The 16,391-nt window shown below is 34.4% G+C and carries 18 protein-coding genes; 8 read left to right on the forward strand and 10 right to left on the reverse strand.

The window, feature by feature from the left end; genetic code table 11:
- Positions 1–122 precede the first annotated feature (122 nt).
- Complete coding sequence (gene glgP, locus K412_RS0102055) at positions 123–2,684, forward strand: alpha-glucan family phosphorylase (RefSeq protein WP_024831565.1); 2,562 nt, start codon at positions 123–125, stop codon at positions 2,682–2,684.
- A 78-nt stretch (positions 2,685–2,762) separates the two neighbouring features.
- Here glgP and K412_RS20290 read toward each other — a convergent pair whose 3' ends face one another.
- The 9 genes from K412_RS20290 to K412_RS0102100 form a co-directional block, all read right to left on the reverse strand.
- Complete coding sequence (locus tag K412_RS20290; protein WP_034847084.1) at positions 2,763–3,311, reverse strand: GerMN domain-containing protein; 549 nt, start codon at positions 3,309–3,311, stop codon at positions 2,763–2,765.
- A gap of 230 nt (positions 3,312–3,541) precedes the next feature.
- Positions 3,542–5,158 (reverse strand): ABC-F family ATP-binding cassette domain-containing protein, encoded by a 1,617-nt coding sequence (locus K412_RS0102065; protein ID WP_024831566.1) that lies wholly within the window; start codon positions 5,156–5,158, stop codon positions 3,542–3,544.
- A 161-nt stretch (positions 5,159–5,319) separates the two neighbouring features.
- Positions 5,320–5,664, reverse strand: a complete 345-nt coding sequence (gene rsfS, locus K412_RS0102070) for a ribosome silencing factor (protein ID WP_024831567.1) — start codon at positions 5,662–5,664, stop codon at positions 5,320–5,322.
- A 32-nt stretch (positions 5,665–5,696) separates the two neighbouring features.
- Positions 5,697–6,200, reverse strand: a complete 504-nt coding sequence (locus tag K412_RS0102075; protein ID WP_024831568.1) for a LytR C-terminal domain-containing protein — start codon at positions 6,198–6,200, stop codon at positions 5,697–5,699.
- A 20-nt stretch (positions 6,201–6,220) separates the two neighbouring features.
- The gene (gene yqeK / locus K412_RS0102080; protein ID WP_024831569.1) at positions 6,221–6,796 is read right to left on the reverse strand and encodes a bis(5'-nucleosyl)-tetraphosphatase (symmetrical) YqeK; all 576 of its coding nucleotides are present in this window, start codon (positions 6,794–6,796) and stop codon (positions 6,221–6,223) included.
- 11 nt (positions 6,797–6,807) lie between these two features.
- Complete coding sequence (gene nadD / locus K412_RS0102085; protein WP_024831570.1) at positions 6,808–7,422, reverse strand: nicotinate-nucleotide adenylyltransferase; 615 nt, start codon at positions 7,420–7,422, stop codon at positions 6,808–6,810.
- Positions 7,423–7,598: 176 nt separating this feature from the next.
- Positions 7,599–7,784, reverse strand: a complete 186-nt coding sequence (locus tag K412_RS0102090; protein WP_024831571.1) for a type II toxin-antitoxin system antitoxin — start codon at positions 7,782–7,784, stop codon at positions 7,599–7,601.
- A 16-nt stretch (positions 7,785–7,800) separates the two neighbouring features.
- Positions 7,801–8,670: an SPFH domain-containing protein gene (locus tag K412_RS0102095; RefSeq protein WP_024831572.1), complete on the reverse strand. Its 870-nt coding sequence runs from the start codon at positions 8,668–8,670 to the stop codon at positions 7,801–7,803.
- Positions 8,671–8,768: 98 nt separating this feature from the next.
- Positions 8,769–9,482, reverse strand: coding sequence for a Crp/Fnr family transcriptional regulator (locus tag K412_RS0102100; protein WP_024831573.1), 714 nt, complete (start codon positions 9,480–9,482; stop codon positions 8,769–8,771).
- A 115-nt stretch (positions 9,483–9,597) separates the two neighbouring features.
- Here K412_RS0102100 and K412_RS0102105 point away from each other — a divergent pair, with 115 nt between their 5' ends.
- The 5 genes from K412_RS0102105 to K412_RS0102125 all read left to right on the forward strand — a co-directional run bounded on the left by K412_RS0102105 (position 9,598) and on the right by K412_RS0102125 (position 13,332).
- Positions 9,598–10,329, forward strand: a complete 732-nt coding sequence (locus K412_RS0102105; protein WP_024831574.1) for an ATP-binding protein — start codon at positions 9,598–9,600, stop codon at positions 10,327–10,329.
- A gap of 105 nt (positions 10,330–10,434) precedes the next feature.
- Entirely contained in the window at positions 10,435–11,196 is a 762-nt protein-coding gene (locus tag K412_RS0102110) for a 5'-methylthioadenosine/adenosylhomocysteine nucleosidase (RefSeq protein WP_024831575.1), read from the forward strand.
- A gap of 218 nt (positions 11,197–11,414) precedes the next feature.
- The gene (locus K412_RS0102115) at positions 11,415–11,858 is read left to right on the forward strand and encodes a cell wall hydrolase (protein ID WP_024831576.1); all 444 of its coding nucleotides are present in this window, start codon (positions 11,415–11,417) and stop codon (positions 11,856–11,858) included.
- Between the two features lie 35 nt (positions 11,859–11,893).
- On the forward strand, positions 11,894–12,376 hold the full coding sequence (locus K412_RS0102120; RefSeq protein ID WP_024831577.1) for a hypothetical protein: 483 nt from the start codon (positions 11,894–11,896) through the stop codon (positions 12,374–12,376).
- Between the two features lie 161 nt (positions 12,377–12,537).
- Positions 12,538–13,332: a DUF2971 domain-containing protein gene (locus K412_RS0102125; protein ID WP_024831578.1), complete on the forward strand. Its 795-nt coding sequence runs from the start codon at positions 12,538–12,540 to the stop codon at positions 13,330–13,332.
- Positions 13,333–13,706: 374 nt separating this feature from the next.
- Here K412_RS0102125 and K412_RS0102130 read toward each other — a convergent pair whose 3' ends face one another.
- Positions 13,707–13,889, reverse strand: coding sequence for a hypothetical protein (locus K412_RS0102130; RefSeq protein ID WP_024831579.1), 183 nt, complete (start codon positions 13,887–13,889; stop codon positions 13,707–13,709).
- Between the two features lie 488 nt (positions 13,890–14,377).
- Here K412_RS0102130 and K412_RS0102135 point away from each other — a divergent pair, with 488 nt between their 5' ends.
- Together K412_RS0102135 and K412_RS0102140 are read left to right on the forward strand one after the other, a co-directional pair.
- Entirely contained in the window at positions 14,378–15,091 is a 714-nt protein-coding gene (locus K412_RS0102135) for a LytR/AlgR family response regulator transcription factor (RefSeq protein ID WP_024831580.1), read from the forward strand.
- Positions 15,082–16,377: a sensor histidine kinase gene (locus K412_RS0102140; protein ID WP_024831581.1), complete on the forward strand. Its 1,296-nt coding sequence runs from the start codon at positions 15,082–15,084 to the stop codon at positions 16,375–16,377. Before K412_RS0102135 ends, K412_RS0102140 begins: the two co-directional genes overlap by 10 nt.
- Positions 16,378–16,391: the final 14 nt, after the last annotated feature.

A 16,391-nucleotide genomic window follows, 5' to 3' on the forward strand; every position in this document is an offset into this window, starting at 1 on the left:
ATGTATTATTTTCCATATAATTGAAGGTTAATTTTTTGTAAATACTACCATTAAGGTTTTCAATATGTTATGATTACAAAAAAGCATTTCTGGAAAACAGTACTTAGGTTAGGAGGATGAGTATGTATCTAGTCGGTAAAATCAACGTAATATCTACCCTACCAGAAAAATTCAAGAGATTGAATGATATCGCTTATAATTTGTGGTGGACATGGAATTCGGAGGCTATTGACCTTTATAGAGAAATTGATTTGGATTTATGGGAAAAGGTAGACAAAAATCCTGTCCGTTTTTTACAGGAAGTAAGTCAGAAAAAACTTCAATCTAAACTTTCTGATGAAGAATATTTGAGCCGCCTTGATAAAGTAGTTGCTTCCTTTGACAGCTATATGTCTGAAAGTAATACCTGGTTTTCACAAAATTATCCAGAACATACAGATAAAAAAGTAGCATATTTTTCTGCCGAATATGGATTAAGCGAAGTCCTTCCCATATATTCCGGCGGTTTAGGTGTTTTGTCAGGAGACCATTGCAAGTCGGCAAGCGATTTGGGTATACCATTTACAGCAATAGGACTGTTTTACAAACAAGGTTACTTTAGACAGAGAATCAATAAAGACGGTTGGCAGGAAACCTGCTTTAACGATTTAAATATATCTCAGCTTCCCATGCTGCCTGCCCTGAACTCCAATGGTGAACAGGTTCGCATAAGTATAACTTTTGCAGGCCGCACTGTGTATGCGATTGTTTGGAAAGTACAAATCGGCAGGATAAACCTTTATCTTATGGATACAGATGTTGCTGAAAACAGTCCCGCTGACAGGTCATTGACATCCAGACTGTACGGCGGAGATCAGGAAACAAGAATTCAGCAGGAAATTTTTCTTGGTATAGGCGGTATACGTGTACTTGATGCCCTTGGCATACAGGCAAATGTATATCATATGAACGAAGGACACTCATCCTTTATGGGACTTGAATTAATAAGAAAATTGATTAATGAAAAACATCTTAATTTCAACGAGGCAAAGGAGGTAGTGGCGAATTCCACAATATTTACCACTCACACTCCAGTTCCCGCAGGAAATGATGTTTTTCCTCTATTTATGATGGATAAATACTTTGGAGATTTCTGGGGACAACTGGGTATAAGCAGATATGATTTTCTTGAGCTGGGTCTTAAATATCCAGAAGACCAGAATTTTAACATGACTGTTCTGGCACTTACTCTTGCAGGTAGAAAAAATGGTGTAAGCAGACTTCATGGCGCAGTATCAAGAAAAATATTCGGTGACGTATGGCCTGAAGTACCTGAGGATGATGTTCCAATAACCTATGTTACAAATGGAATTCATACCCTTACATGGCTTTCTCCAAAAATAAAAGCTCTGTATGATAAATATCTAGAGCAAGACTGGCAAAAGAAAATTTATTCTGAAGAGACCTTTGCCAGAATCAATAATATACCTGACGAAGAATTATGGGCTACTCATGTTGAACTTAAAAACAAGCTTATAAACTTTATAAGGGACAGATTGAAGAAGCAAAAACTTGCCAACGGAGAATCCATGGAAGCAGTAAGACAAGTAGACAACTTTTTGGATCCAAAGGCACTTACCATTGGTTTTGCCAGAAGATTTGCAACATACAAACGTGCCAACTTGATTTTTAGAAATCTGGCAAGAATTCAGAAGATACTAAACGACCCAGAAAGGCCAATTCAAATTATTTTTGCAGGAAAGGCTCACCCTGCTGACGGTCCTGCCCATGACGTTATTAAGAATATAAATGATATTGCTAAAATGGAAGGCTTTTACGGCAAGGTAATCCTACTTGAAAACTATAATATGACAGTAGCCAGAAATCTGGTGCAAGGTGTAGACGTTTGGATGAATAATCCCAGAAGGCCTCTTGAAGCCAGCGGTACCAGCGGCCAAAAGGTTTGTATCAACGGAGTTATAAACTTTAGTATACTGGACGGATGGTGGTGTGAAGGCTACAACGGTGAAAACGGTTGGGTAATTGGTGATGAATCCGAATTTGACAATGAACACATACAAGACAATACAGACAGCGAATCTATTTATGATACACTTGAGCAGAAAATTATACCCCTTTTCTACAATGTTAATGAAAAGGGTATTCCTACTGAGTGGGTACGCATTATGAAAAACTCAATAGGCTCACTTGCATGGAATTACAGCACTGACAGAATGGTAAAGGAATATACCACACAAATGTATGTCCCAGCGATAACAGGAAGTTTAAAAATATGTGCGGATGATTATAGTCTTGCAAGGTCTATGTGCGGCTTTAGGAGCCATTTAGCTTCAAACTGGCCTAACGTACAGATCTTTGCAGAAAAATCTGCTGGAGACCTCAAATATTACAAAACTGATTCATGTCATGAAATATATCTCTCATCAACTGTTTGCCTTGGCTATATAGACCCATCAAACGTAACTTTAGAGGTATACTATGGCACCCTTTCAAATGGGAAAATAGTAAATGCTCAAACTGCAGAAATGCACTGTGAGGAAAAAACAGGTGACGGTACCTATAGGTATTCCATAAGTCTTAAAATAGATGACGGAGGAGAATATGGCTATACCTTCCGTATAACGCCAAAGCATGAACATTTAATAAACAGATTTGATACCGGACTAATAAAATGGATTGTATAAACTGATTTTATACAAAAACAGTCTGATATAAGTTATTAAGCTTACATCAGACTGTTTTTATGTTATGTATTTTTATTTTCACGTATCCTTTTTAAAAGTAATTTCCCCTGTTTTAACAAATGTCCCTTTAAAATCATAGTATTTACCTACACAATCTTTTTTACCTTGTATAGTCAATACTACCTTTTCAATATCCGGAATATTTTGAAGAGTAACAACAAACTCATAGGTTAAAGCATCTGCTACTTGTTTACTTGATTCAAGCAAAGTTGCCACCTTTTCAGGAAGGTCAGCAGTTATACACTTGTTTTCCTTGTCAATTGTAGCATTGAGCAAGCTCAGCTCATCCGAAGAAAAAACTTCATTTAAAACATTTAACGTGTCTTTCTCTAACCTATCCTTTTCAAAAACTAACAGCTCTGTTTCAGCGGGTTCATCTGTAACCCCTACATCATATTTGTACAATCTGATATTAATCTGTTCTGAACCTGCCATTTCTTTTACAACTTTATTTCCGTCATTCAAAGAGCTAGCATCCTGAGATTCCGAACAGGCAGATAATAAAAAGATACAAAAAGTAACCACAGTAAGAAGTATGGTCAATGTCTTTTTACTATTTATTTTCATATAATCCTCCTTTTTCTAAAGTCAATAATTTTATTTTATAACAAATTATGGACTTTTAAAAGTATATTTGACAACAAAATATTACCTTACTTAATTCATGAAAATTATGGACTATTTTTCAATGGGATATTTTATCTATTGAACAATTTAAGAATACATATAGAGTCAAAAATGTCCAAAGGCTAAGTTAACCCTTGGACATTTTTTATGTGAATTTTCTAATTGATTTTTTAGGACCACATTTCTTTTCTTAGTGCTGCAATATCTTCATTTTCAAGATATTCATCATATGTCATTTGTCTGTCAATAATTCCTTTTGGTGTTATCTCAATTATTCTGTTTGCTATTGTCTGAACAAACTCATGGTCATGAGAAGCAAAGAGAATTGTTCCCTTATAGTTAATCAGGCCGTTGTTCAGTGCAGTAATAGATTCCAAATCCAGATGGTTTGTAGGCTCATCAAGAATAAGTACATTTGCACCAGAAAGCATCATCTTTGCCAGCATACACCGAACTTTCTCTCCTCCTGAGAGAACTGAAGCCTTTTTCAAAGCCTCTTCACCCGAGAATAACATCCTGCCAAGCCATCCTCTAAGGAATGTCTCTGTCTGATCCTTTGAAAATTGTCTCAACCACTCCACAAGATTCAGGTCAACACCATCAAAAAATTCGGAATTATCCCTTGGAAAATAAGCCTGAGAGGTTGTAACTCCCCATTTGAAGTCACCACTATCCGGTTCCATCTCACCCATAAGAATTTTAAACAATGCAGTTTTTGCATTTCCATATGTTCCTACAAATGCTATCTTATCGCCCTTGTTTACTATAAGGTTAAAATCATTAAGAAGCTTTTCCCCTTCAATCTCTTTTGAAAGACCGTTAACCATAAGCAAATCGTTTCCGGCTTCTCTATCCGGCTTGAAATCTACGAAAGGATACTTTCTTGATGAAGGTTTTATATCTTCTAGAGTAAGTTTCTCCAACAGCTTTTTACGTGAAGTAGCCTGCTTTGACTTAGAAGCATTTGCACTAAACCTTTGAATAAATTCCTGCAATTCCTTTATTCTTGCTTCAGTTTTTTTGTTTGCATCCTTTGCCTGCTGAAGTGCCAACTGGCTTGACTGATACCAGAAATCATAGTTTCCTACATAAAGCTGAATTTTGCCAAAATCAATATCTGCAATATGTGTACACACCTGATTTAAAAAGTGTCTATCATGGGATACTACAATAACTATGTTTTCAAAGTTAGCCAAAAAATTTTCCAACCAAGTAATTGAAGCTACATCAAGATGGTTTGTAGGCTCGTCCAGCAATAGTATATCAGGATTTCCGAAAAGAGCCTGAGCTAACAGAACTCTTACCTTCTGATTACCGTCAAGATCCTTCATTAGTTTGTAGTGATACTCTTCTGGTATGTTTAATCCGTTTAATAACGTTGCAGCATCGGATTCTGCTTCCCATCCATTGAGTTCAGCAAATTCTGCTTCAAGCTCAGAAAGCCTTATTCCCTCTTCTTCAGTAAAATCAGACTTTGCATAAAGGGCCTCTTTTTCATCCATAATTTCAATTAGCCGCTTGTGACCCATAATAACTGTTTTAAGCACTTCAAATTCATCATATGCATAGTGATCCTGTTTTAAAACAGCCATTCTTTCCCCTGGAGTAATTGAAACCTCACCTTTATTAGGCTCAATTTCGCCGGAAAGTATTTTTAAAAAGGTTGATTTTCCTGCACCATTGGCACCAATCAATCCGTAACAGTTTCCCTGGGTGAATTTAATGTTTACATTTTCAAATAAAGCACGTCCCCCATACCTTAGCGAGACACCGTTTGCACTAATCATTTTATCTCCGTTTCCAGGCAGGATAAATAAATATCCCATCCTTTTATTATAAATATTAATAATTTTAAATGGTTTATTTTACTTGTAAAAAACAGCATAAAATAAGAAAAGCATAGTTAGTGCTTTTCCCAATAATATTAAAGCACAATTTTTTACAATGTTCAATATCTAATGCTGGTCATTTCTCCATCAGACCATAACCTTTCCAAATTGTAAAATTCTCTGTCTTCCTGATGGAAAACATGTATTACAACATCAGCATAGTCCATCAGAATCCATCTTGCAGAATCATATCCTTCCTTGTGGTGTGCCTCCAGCCCAATTTCAGCCAATTTGAAGTCTATTTCATCGGCTATAGCCTTTATATGAGTGGAGGATGTACCGCTGCATATAACAAAATAATCGGCAATAATAGTAATATCATGAATATCAATTATGCTTATATCCTTTGCCTTCTTATCTTCCATAACCGCAACGATTTTGTCTACCAATGTTTTTGAATCCAATATTTTGCACCTCATCTTCTGATTGTTTTATATTAGGGATTATAATCATTTCCAAGTATAATCGTAATATCAAAATAAGGCTCAGCCTGTATTTCTTCTGAAACCTTTGATATTTTTAGCATGTTGCTTATTGCACCAGTCTTTATGCCCTTCTTCCTTACAATTATTTGAGACGTACTTTGAATATTGCCCGTTTCTGCAGTTGCCTCAAATCCCTGTGCCACAAGCATAGTCTTAACCTCTCCTGCAAGACCATTTTTACCAGTACAGTTAACAACCTGTACTCTGGTTTTTCCGCTCTTCTTTGTAGTTTCTGCCGAATCTTTAGCAGAACCCTCAACAGGCTTACTATCCACTACGATTTTCCCTGGTGTCTTTGATGCAGGTGTAGAATTAACAGGTTGCTTTTTTACTTCAACAACCTTTTTATCAAAAACACCTGAATCTTTATAAAAATTTACTCCTACTATAATTGATGAAAATAGTAGTAAAAATGTTCCTACTGCATAAAATACGAATTTAATAAATTTCCCCATTTTTATCTCCAAAACTATTTTTACTCGTTTTTTTGTTTCAATAATAATATACTGTTTCTTGCCTCAATAGTAAATGGATGAATTAAGCCATTATGGCTAATAACGTATTTTATTACACTGTTAAAAGCACTAATCAAAGCACGATCCAAATCAATGAATGCCAAATTCCGGGCTTCCTCTACATCACTGTGATTTCTTCCCGGCTCAATGTAATCGGCCAAAAAAATTATTTTATCCATTGTACTCATTTCCGCAAATCCGGTAGTATGATACTTAATAGCATTTAATACATCAGAGTCTTCAACACCGTACTTTTCCCTTGCCAGTACAGCTCCTACTGCTCCATGCATGAGGAATAACTGCTTTTCCTCAATAGGAGTAAGTTCTATGTGATTTTCAATACAATACTGTTTTATTTCATTATCTTCAAGATTCTTTGCACAATCATGCAAAAGTCCTGCCACTTTAGCCTTTTCTACATCCTCACCATAATGTTGAGCCAATTCTACAGCAACTTTCATAGTATTAACAGAATGAATGTACCGGCCTGGTTTCAGGGACTTTTTAAGCAGCATATCCATTTCACTAAAATTCATTTTTCATCCTCTTAAATGTACAAATTATTTTCTTTTATATAGCGCTCAACGGACTCGGTTATAAAATATTTAACAGATTTACCATTTCTTACTCTATCTCTTATAAAAGTTGATGAAATTTCAATCAAGGGCGCTTCATACCCTATAATATTAACGCCATATTCACTCTTTAAATAATTTAATCGGGTCTTAAATTCTTCATCATGGAAACCGGGCCGCATTAGTGCTATAAAACTTGTTAGTTTAAATACCTCTTCCGGACTTTTCCACTTCAGAAGATCCATTACAACATCCGCACCAATTATATAATAAAACTCCGTCCCCTTAGGATAAAGTTCATGCAGTTGTTTAAGAGTATCTACCGTATACGTGTACCCTGGACGTTCTATTTCAATAGAAACAGCTTCAAAATTTGGATTGGTACTGATTGCACATTGTACCATATTCAATCTGTGAATAGGATCAGTTACTGAAGCAATATCTTTGTGAGGCGGTTTTCCCGATGGTATAAATAATACCTTATCAAGTGCAAATTCGCATCGTACCATCTCAGCAACTGCCAAATGTCCAACATGCACAGGATCGAATGTGCCTCCGCAAATACCTATTTTCTTACCATTATCCAAATTAAACGTCCTTTCAGAATATATATTGTTATTATTTTGCTGCAATATAATCTACATTATAGCATAAAATATTTAACTGTTTATTACAAATGTAAAAGTTTATCTAGAAAATATTACACAAGAAAAGGAGCTGTCACCAAATAGAATTCAACAGCCCTTTTCTTTTCTTAACTTAATCAATCATCAGCTTCTTCCTTGTCGGAATCTTTTTTCGAGGCTGATTTATTTCGTTTACGAAGTGCTTCACTGATTATATATTCTATTTGACCATTTACAGAGCGAAATTCATCATCAGCCCACTTCGATATTTCTTCCCACATTTTAGGACTGAGCCTAAGCAAAATTGTCTTTTTTTCCGCCATAGTACCATCGCCTTTTTTAATTATGCAATGTTCCGGTGTTTATTACCGGCTGCGTATTTTTCTCTCCACATAATACCACTAATAAGTTGCTAACCATTGCAGCTTTTCTTTCTTCGTCAAGTTCCACTATTTCATTTTCACTGAGCTTATTAAGCGCCATCTGAACCATTCCAACAGCACCCTCAACAATTTTCTGTCTTGCTGCAATAATGGCAGCCGCCTGCTGTCTTTGAAGCATTGCTGCAGCTATTTCCGGTGCATATGCCAAATGAGACAACCTTGCTTCTTCTACAATTACACCTGCTTTTCCAAGTCTTTGCTGAAGTTCGTTTTTAAGTGCTTCTGCAACCTCATCAGTACTTCCTCTTAATGAAATTGTGTGAGTATCTTCGGTATTGTCATATGGATACATTCCTGCCAAATGTCTCAAAGCAGACTCACTCTGAACATTTACATAGTCAACATAATTATCAACGTCAAATATAGCCTCAGCGGTATTTTCAACTCTCCACACGATTACTGCCGCTATTTCAATAGGATTACCCATTTCATCGTTAACCTTTATCTTTTCACCGTTTATGTTTCTTGACCTTAATGAAATCTTTTTCTTTGAATAAAAAGGATTAGCCCAGTGCCAACCTTCCTTTTTAATAGTTCCCGCATACTTTCCAAAAAGAATCAAAACCATGGCTTGATTTGGCTGAATAGTAAAAAATCCCGGGAGTATAAATATAAATACCGTAAACAGTACAACGCTAAGTGCAATTAACAGTGTAGTGGTCTTAGTTACTCCTATTCCAAAAGTCACTACGCTCAAAATAAGAATAAGAATGGACAACAGAAGAATGGGACCTCCCGAAGCAGTTTTTCCATCAATCTCTTTCATAATCATCAAACCCCCTAAAAAAATAGTAAATTAATATTAATATGATATCTAAATGATATCATATTAATATTATAATTTCAATATTTTCCATACAAAAATTATTCTTCAATCATGCGTATTAATTTTTCAACATCAATTATTTTTATTGCTTCCTTATGAAATTCAATAATCCCCTTGTCCCTCATTATTCCCATTTCTCTTGACATGGAAGGTCTTGATATATTTAAGAATTCCGCCATTTCATTTCTGTTTACGGGAAGTCTAAAAGTGTTACTGCCTGCCTTTTCCATGTATTCAAGTAAAAAGCTTGCAATTTTTGAGTTAATTCCTTTCATTGAAAGATATTCTACTCTTCTGTTAAGCATAATTGCTCTTGTAGAAACGCTTTTCAAAAGGTTCCTTATAAGCTGTGAATGATGAGAACAAGCTTCACTGCATTGATTTAATATCATTTCATTTTCTATAAACATTACACGGCAATTGGTTTGAGCCTGAACGTTTGAAGGCCACTTTTCCGTACCGGAAAATGCTATGACCTCACCAAAAATACTTCCCGGTTTGATAAGATTCATCATTACACGGTTCCCTGCCGCATTTTCCTTTGTCACAACTCCGTTACCCTCAAGAAGTATACCCATCCCATGATATCTACTCCCTGCCATTACAATATAATCCCCCTTATTATAGCTATAAATCTTAGGGTTGAAGCATTCAAGGATTGATATAATTTTTTCACTACTAAAGTTCTCAAACAGCTCACAATTGAGAAGAACTTCCGTTATATTTTCGATTTCACCTTTGTTTAATATCATAGCTTCCTCCTTTTGTATCCCCAGATACCGAACATAGTATAATTATACCTTATAATCATTACATAATCATTTAGACGGCAATCAAATAAAATCTATATTTATGGAGGATTATATTATGAAGAGAAATATTATAAAGATAGATGAAGAAAAATGCAACGGATGCGGGCTGTGTGTCACTGCATGTCATGAAGGTGCCCTGGTTATAGAAAACGGCAAAGCAAAGCTTATATCCGACAGTTACTGTGACGGACTTGGCAATTGCCTGCCCGAGTGTCCCACAAATGCAATAACCATTGAAGAACGTGAAGCAGATGCTTACGATGAAGAACTTGTCAAAAAGAATATAGCAATGAAAGCTGCTAAACAAACTCCCTCGGTACAGCACCACATGCATGGGGGATGTCCTGGTTCAAGAGCCATGGCAATAAAGAAAACTCCAGCAGCAGAACCTGTAACAAACGCAGCTTCAGTTCCGGCAGTATCAGAGCTTATGCAGTGGCCATGTCAAATCAAGCTGGTTCCGGTAAACGCACCATACTTTGACAACTGTGATCTGCTGATTGCAGCCGACTGTACAGCATATGCATATGCAAACATTCACAAGGATTTTATGAAAAACAGAATTACTCTTATAGGATGTCCTAAGTTGGACGAAGGTGATTATTCCGAGAAACTTACAGCAATTATTGCAAATAATAACATTAACAGTGTGAAAGTTCTCAGAATGGAAGTCCCTTGCTGCGGAGGAATTGTAAATGCGGTTAAAACTGCCTTGATTAATTCTGGAAAAATGCTTCCTTGGAGTATTGTAACAATAGGTACTAACGGAGAAGTACTGCAAAGTTAATTAGTGGAATTGGTGGTTTAAATTGAATATTTTTTCCATTATAATAGGTCTGTAGGCAAATTGTATGCCTGCAGGCCTTTTAATTTATAAATAGGAGGATTATTTATGCTTATAGGAATAATTGGAGCTATGGAACAGGAGATAAAGCTGTTGGCAGAAAGCATGCTTATAAACGAAACAAAAATTATTGCCATGCGTGAATATTATATCGGTAAACTATTTGGTAAAGACGTTGTTCTAGTTTTCTCAAAGTGCGGCAAGGTCGCAGCAGGTTCAACCGTTACTACACTTATAGAAACTTTTAAGGTTGATGTTGTTCTTTTTACTGGCGTTGCCGGAGGTGCAGACAAAAATCTAAAAATTGGCGATATAGTTGTTGCGGACAAGCTTGTTCAGCATGACATGGATGCAAGCTCCTTGCCTGGATTCAGCAAATTCGAAATACCTCTTTTAGGTGTGGGAACATTTATTGCTCCCTCTCATATGGTGTCGCTGGGTAAAAAATCTGCTGAGTTTTATGTATCTACTTGCTTAAAAACAGATGTAGATGAAAGCATATTAAAAGAGTTTAATATCTCTACTCCAAATATTGTAACAGGTACTGTGGCGAGTGGCGACCAATTTATTGCTGACAGCAGCAAGGTTTTAAGCCTTACACAAGAAATAGAAAATCTAAAGTGCATCGAAATGGAAGGTGCAGCTGTGGCTCAGGTTTGTTACGAACATGGTGTAGATTATATTATATTCCGTGTTATTTCCGACAAAGCAGATGAGCATGCAAATATTAACTTCCCCAGATTTATTGAAGAGGCAGCCTCTCATTTTACCAGAGGAATTATAGAACACTTTGTTTCAGAAATTGCATAAATTAAAGCCGGATTAAACCGGCTTTTGTTTTCTCTTTTTCATAAAATTAATTAACGTATTTGTTTTACATAATATATACCACTTCTTTTAAATATATCACATTTCAGTATAGTATCTGGATTTGAAATAAATTATATCTAGATATTATGTAACACCAATCACATAATCTTAATATAATACTAATGTGAATTAAGAAAATTATTTTTAGGTGATTTAATATGCCATTATCAGACCGAGAACTACTTGCAAGATTAATACGATGTGAAGCTGAAGGCGAAGGAGACGATGGTATGAGAGGGGTCGCCTCTGTCGTTATGAACCGAGTAACTGTCCCTTATGGCGAATTTTACAGACTAGTTCATGGCAATATCAGAGCTGCTATTTTTCAGCCCCGCCAGTTTACTTGTGTAATGGAAGTCGTTAATGGTCAATATAACCCTCAAAACATATATAATATGACTCCATTGCAAATACATTACGATATAGCCGATTGGGCTATGGCAGGGAACACTCTTGGTGCTGTAGTAAACTCTTTATGGTATTTCAATCCGTTCAAGCCCTCTTGTACTTCCTTTTTCCCTCCCGGTGAAAACGGAACGTTTTTGACTAGGATAAAACAGCACTGTTACTATATTCCAACTCAAAAATATGCACGTACCTAAATTTCAATGAATCTTAAAGAAAGGAAGTAAAGTAAATGAAAAGCTCACATACTCCATATTACAACATACCGGATTGCTATTTTGACGACCGGCAGAATAACAATATGATAAACCCCGGAAGTTTTCCTACCGGAATACCTACAGGCGGCCCTTATGGCTCTACAGCTATGGGCTCTACATCGACTAGTCAGACAATACCATTTATGAATACTCAAAACCAACCAATGACACAACCTCCAACTGTAAATCAGCAGCTAAATCCATTAGCACCCATTACCCCTACAACCGAAGCCCAGCCGATGACAACTCAAAGTATTGAGTATATGAACGGATTCTTAAGAACACAGATAGGTAAAACCGTTAGGGTAGAATTTCTTATCGGAACAGGAACGCTTATAGATAAATTCGGCACATTGCTTGCTGTTGGTGCTAACTATCTTGTATTAAGGCAGGCTGAAACCGATGATATCGTTGTTTGTGATTTCTTTACCATTAAATTTGTTACATTTTACCTTTAATCTAAAGTAAAATACTCCACTTCATTGATTAGAATAATGCAAGGTACAAATTGTATATTGATAATACATACTCAATATTCAATTTGTACCTTATATTTTATGTATCTATAATGACTGTTATTGGCATTATATGAATATATAAATGTTTTTTGGAGGGTAAAGTGAAAGATCAAAAACTCTGGAGATACTATGACTTGATAAAATTTCTGACATTGATTAACGGCGAGTTATATTTTGCACGTGCAGACAGTTTTAAAGATAAATATGAAGGTGCAATACCCAAGCAAACTTTTCAAAGTATGATAGAAAATTTCAAAGATTACAGCACTGCCAAAAACAAAGATGATATAATACTTGAATTCCAAAAAATTTTCAATGAAAAAAGAAAAAAAGCTGCAATAAGCTGCTGGCATATCAATGATACCGAATCTGCTGCAATGTGGGAATTATATTCAAAAGCTGGCTTTGGAATTGCAGTCAATACTACTATAGAAAAGCTGGCAAATTCATTGGTTATTCCCGAGGGATATAAAATGATTATGTCACAAGTAAACTATATAGATTTTGACAAGGAAAACAATACCGACTACATTTATAATGAACTTCTTCCTTTTAAAAATAAAAGAAAAGAATTTATTTACGAAAATGAGTTCAGAATTATTCTTTATAAGGAAAGTAAAGACTCAACCTCTGTTTCCTCTTACCCTGATAAAACCATTCTTGCTGACAAAGTGAGGCAAAGGTTTCATTTTGGGCTTGAAAATCTCCCCTCAGAAGGGATAAAAGTTAAAGTAGATCCTTCTAAAATCATTCTAGAGATACTGGCTTCGCCCTATATGAAAAATTACGAGGTAAAAGAAATCAAAAGACTTCTTGATATTATAAACAGCCACAATAACACGAACTTCACAATACGCCATTCTAACATTTATGACAATTTAAATTATTCAAAGTAAAAGTGGTTGTTGCAAAACATAAAGCTTTTTGATTTAATACCTGTACTCCCGTATAAAATTGTACCAATGATTTTTTTCAAAATCACATCCTGTGATTTGATTTTTCTAAAATTAAAAAAAGTACGAAAAATATTCTTTGAAAATAGCCTGAGAACGCCAAAAAACTCGCTAACATAGCGAGTTTTTAGACAAATTGTGGCGTGCCCATGGGGATTCGAACCCAAGACCTACGGCTTAGAAGGCCGTAAAATCGCGTTTTACTCAATTTATTGTGAACCACTTGATACTACTGCACTTTATAATTATTTGTTTTAACCCATTTTGTTGAGTATTTGACAACTTTTAAATTACTCAATAAGTAATTAAATACGATTTTAAAGTTTGGATGGGCAAATTTCACGGCATAAAACCATGTATCTTTCTAGTGAGTTAACAACATTTCTAAGATGAATTATTTCGATATCTTTATCTGTCATTTTATCGGATAATTCATTATATGCAGATGAATATTCATCCCATGCTTTTATTGCTTCTGTATTTTGTTGATTGCCATTCATAATACTTTTCTCTCCTAAATTTTAAATTTGGAGGAATGTGCAAAAATATAACATAAATAATGTGCCAAATTGTTTTTGACATAGGTAAAATTCTACAGTAAAATTAAATGTGAAATGTATGTCTATTCGTACATTTCTTGCACATACCTCGATATGGGGTGTGCTTAAAAGAGAGTTTATCCTATACTTCGCCGTGTAGTAAACTCTCTTTTTTTAACTCCCTTTCCAGTGCAATTTTCCTGATAAGTTATCACCTCCCCTAATAAATTTTTATTAAAATTGTGTTTTGAATGTTTTAATGAAAGAGTAATGTAATTTAATAAAAATATTTACCAAATATTGTTGTCAAAGTATATAATTAAATGTTACGATAATATTATAACAATTGGTACAAATTTTTCCATACATATATTTCTACAAAATTATATAAAATTCTATTTTTTATGTGCTTATATTACCTTGTATGGGGATAGTAACTGGAGGTTAACATGATAAACATTGCCGTTTTAGAAGATGATCCGAAAATTATTTCGGATTATGAAAAGAATCTGCCATGTATTTTAGAAAAAAATAATATTGAAGGAGAATTGATTGTTGTAACAGATTCACCAGATAGATTTATTGATAAAGTCAAAAAAAGTATTGTCAACGTCTGTATAATTGATATCAATCTTCGAACAAACACAACTGGAATGCACATTGCTGAACTTATACGTGAAGAAGGAATAAATTGTGAAATAATATTTATGACCGGTCACCTGGAATATATGCAACAGGCTTTTAGCGTAAAAGCATTTAATTTTATAACGAAGCCAGGTTGGTCAGCATTGGAAACAACACTAGTAAAAATATCAAGAGAGCAATCTAAGGGGCTAAGGTCGTGTATAGATATAAAATGTAATTCTCAAATTTTTTTTATTTCTATCAACGATATTTATTATATAGAACGAATTCAAACAAAAACTTATATATATACTAAAAATGATATTTATTCCACATATGAAGGGTTAGAGGAACTTGCCGCAAGAATAAACGATCCCCGAATTAAACGTTGTCATAGATCTATTTTTGTCAATATCGAATATATTCATTGTCTAGATATGAAAAGTAAGATTCTGACACTAACTAATGGAGTTAACTGTAATATAGGCCCCAAATACTATAATAATTTAAAAGATTGGAGGGACTTTTTATGTTTGTAGGCGTTTTATTAGTTAATACTTTTTTCGCTATGGTCACAGCATGGCTAATATTTTATTTTATTAAATCAACCTTTGTTATAAACATTACACAATCAAAATTGATTTGTTTTATTTTTAGTTTTGGTATTTTAAACGGTTCTGTATCATCTTTATGGACTAAATATATTAACTTCTCACAGAGTATTCAGCTAATAAAACCAATTTTATTACTAGTCTTAAGTGTTGTGCTTATAAAATTTCTTTTAAAGGCAGAATGGTTACAGGTAATTTTATCATTTTGCTTTATATCATTAATCATGGGCATATCAAACTTTTTGGTTCCAACGATTATTAAAGTTACTGTTGAAGATACCCAAACGGATTTTAAAACTTTTTTATTAGTTAATATACTAATAAACTTGTTAACTACACTAATTGTAGTTTTTACTCCTTACATAAAAAACATTGGTAAAGCCAAAAATCTTAATCCAATAGCATTTTTACTTTTACTTACTTTTGTAATAATGGCATTAAATTTTGGTGTCCACTATGTATCAAGTTTTAATCCGATTACTTTTACTGCTGCTTTGATATCATCGCTTGCTTATTTTTTATCTACGCTTATATACATATCTAGGTTTAGTAAATATGAACTTAAAATGGAAGAGCAAAAGCAACAAGCATTTTATAATGAATCACTGTCTACTTCCCTTCAAGATTTGCGAAGATTCAAGCATGACCAGAACAATCATTTGTCTGTCATCGAGGGTATGTTGAGGATGGGAAAAAGTCAGGAAGCATATTCTTATTTACAAGAGATAACGTCATCAAGTGATAATAATATAAATACAGCAATATTTAACTTAAGGAATGCAGGACTTTTTTCTATAATATCATCAAAGATGGATAGAGCAAAAAAATGTGAAGTAGATTTTAAATTAAATACTATTGGTGTTATTGACTCAATAGATAATATAAAGATATCCGACCTGTGTGAAATTATCGGTATTTATCTAGACAATGCAATCGAAGCTGCCTCCGAAAGTGATATGAAACAGGTTGAAGTATTGGTTATAAGTTCTGATACTAGTATAGACATAACTATTAAAAATAGTTGTAAACAGTCTCCTGTGATGCACAAAATAAAAATAGATGGATATTCATCAAAAACTGGTACTGATAGAGGTCATGGTCTATCTATAGTAGATAAAATCCTTCAAAAATATAAAAACGTATTGAATAATATAAATTTTGATGAAAATGCAATGCAATTCGTTCAAATGCTAAAGATTGAAAAAGGCTCATAAAGCCTTTTTCCGAT

The organism is Ruminiclostridium josui JCM 17888, from assembly GCF_000526495.1.
Taxonomy (GTDB): domain Bacteria; phylum Bacillota; class Clostridia; order Acetivibrionales; family DSM-1351; genus Ruminiclostridium; species Ruminiclostridium josui.

Coding starts and splice junctions, on each gene's coding strand:
- K412_RS20290 (WP_034847084.1), bottom strand. CDS start 3,311: ATGAAAATAAATAGTAAAAAGACATTGACCATACTTCTTACTGTGGTT.
- K412_RS0102120 (WP_024831577.1), top strand. CDS start 11,894: ATGAAAAGCTCACATACTCCATATTACAACATACCGGATTGCTATTTT.
- K412_RS0102105 (WP_024831574.1), top strand. CDS start 9,598: ATGAAGAGAAATATTATAAAGATAGATGAAGAAAAATGCAACGGATGC.
- K412_RS0102140 (WP_024831581.1), top strand. CDS start 15,082: ATGTTTGTAGGCGTTTTATTAGTTAATACTTTTTTCGCTATGGTCACA.
- yqeK (WP_024831569.1), bottom strand. CDS start 6,796: ATGAATTTTAGTGAAATGGATATGCTGCTTAAAAAGTCCCTGAAACCA.
- K412_RS0102115 (WP_024831576.1), top strand. CDS start 11,415: ATGCCATTATCAGACCGAGAACTACTTGCAAGATTAATACGATGTGAA.
- K412_RS0102090 (WP_024831571.1), bottom strand. CDS start 7,784: ATGGCGGAAAAAAAGACAATTTTGCTTAGGCTCAGTCCTAAAATGTGG.
- glgP (WP_024831565.1), top strand. CDS start 123: ATGTATCTAGTCGGTAAAATCAACGTAATATCTACCCTACCAGAAAAA.
- K412_RS0102075 (WP_024831568.1), bottom strand. CDS start 6,200: ATGGGGAAATTTATTAAATTCGTATTTTATGCAGTAGGAACATTTTTA.
- K412_RS0102095 (WP_024831572.1), bottom strand. CDS start 8,670: ATGAAAGAGATTGATGGAAAAACTGCTTCGGGAGGTCCCATTCTTCTG.
- K412_RS0102065 (WP_024831566.1), bottom strand. CDS start 5,158: ATGATTAGTGCAAACGGTGTCTCGCTAAGGTATGGGGGACGTGCTTTA.
- K412_RS0102135 (WP_024831580.1), top strand. CDS start 14,378: ATGATAAACATTGCCGTTTTAGAAGATGATCCGAAAATTATTTCGGAT.
- K412_RS0102130 (WP_024831579.1), bottom strand. CDS start 13,889: ATGAATGGCAATCAACAAAATACAGAAGCAATAAAAGCATGGGATGAA.
- K412_RS0102110 (WP_024831575.1), top strand. CDS start 10,435: ATGCTTATAGGAATAATTGGAGCTATGGAACAGGAGATAAAGCTGTTG.
- K412_RS0102100 (WP_024831573.1), bottom strand. CDS start 9,482: ATGATATTAAACAAAGGTGAAATCGAAAATATAACGGAAGTTCTTCTC.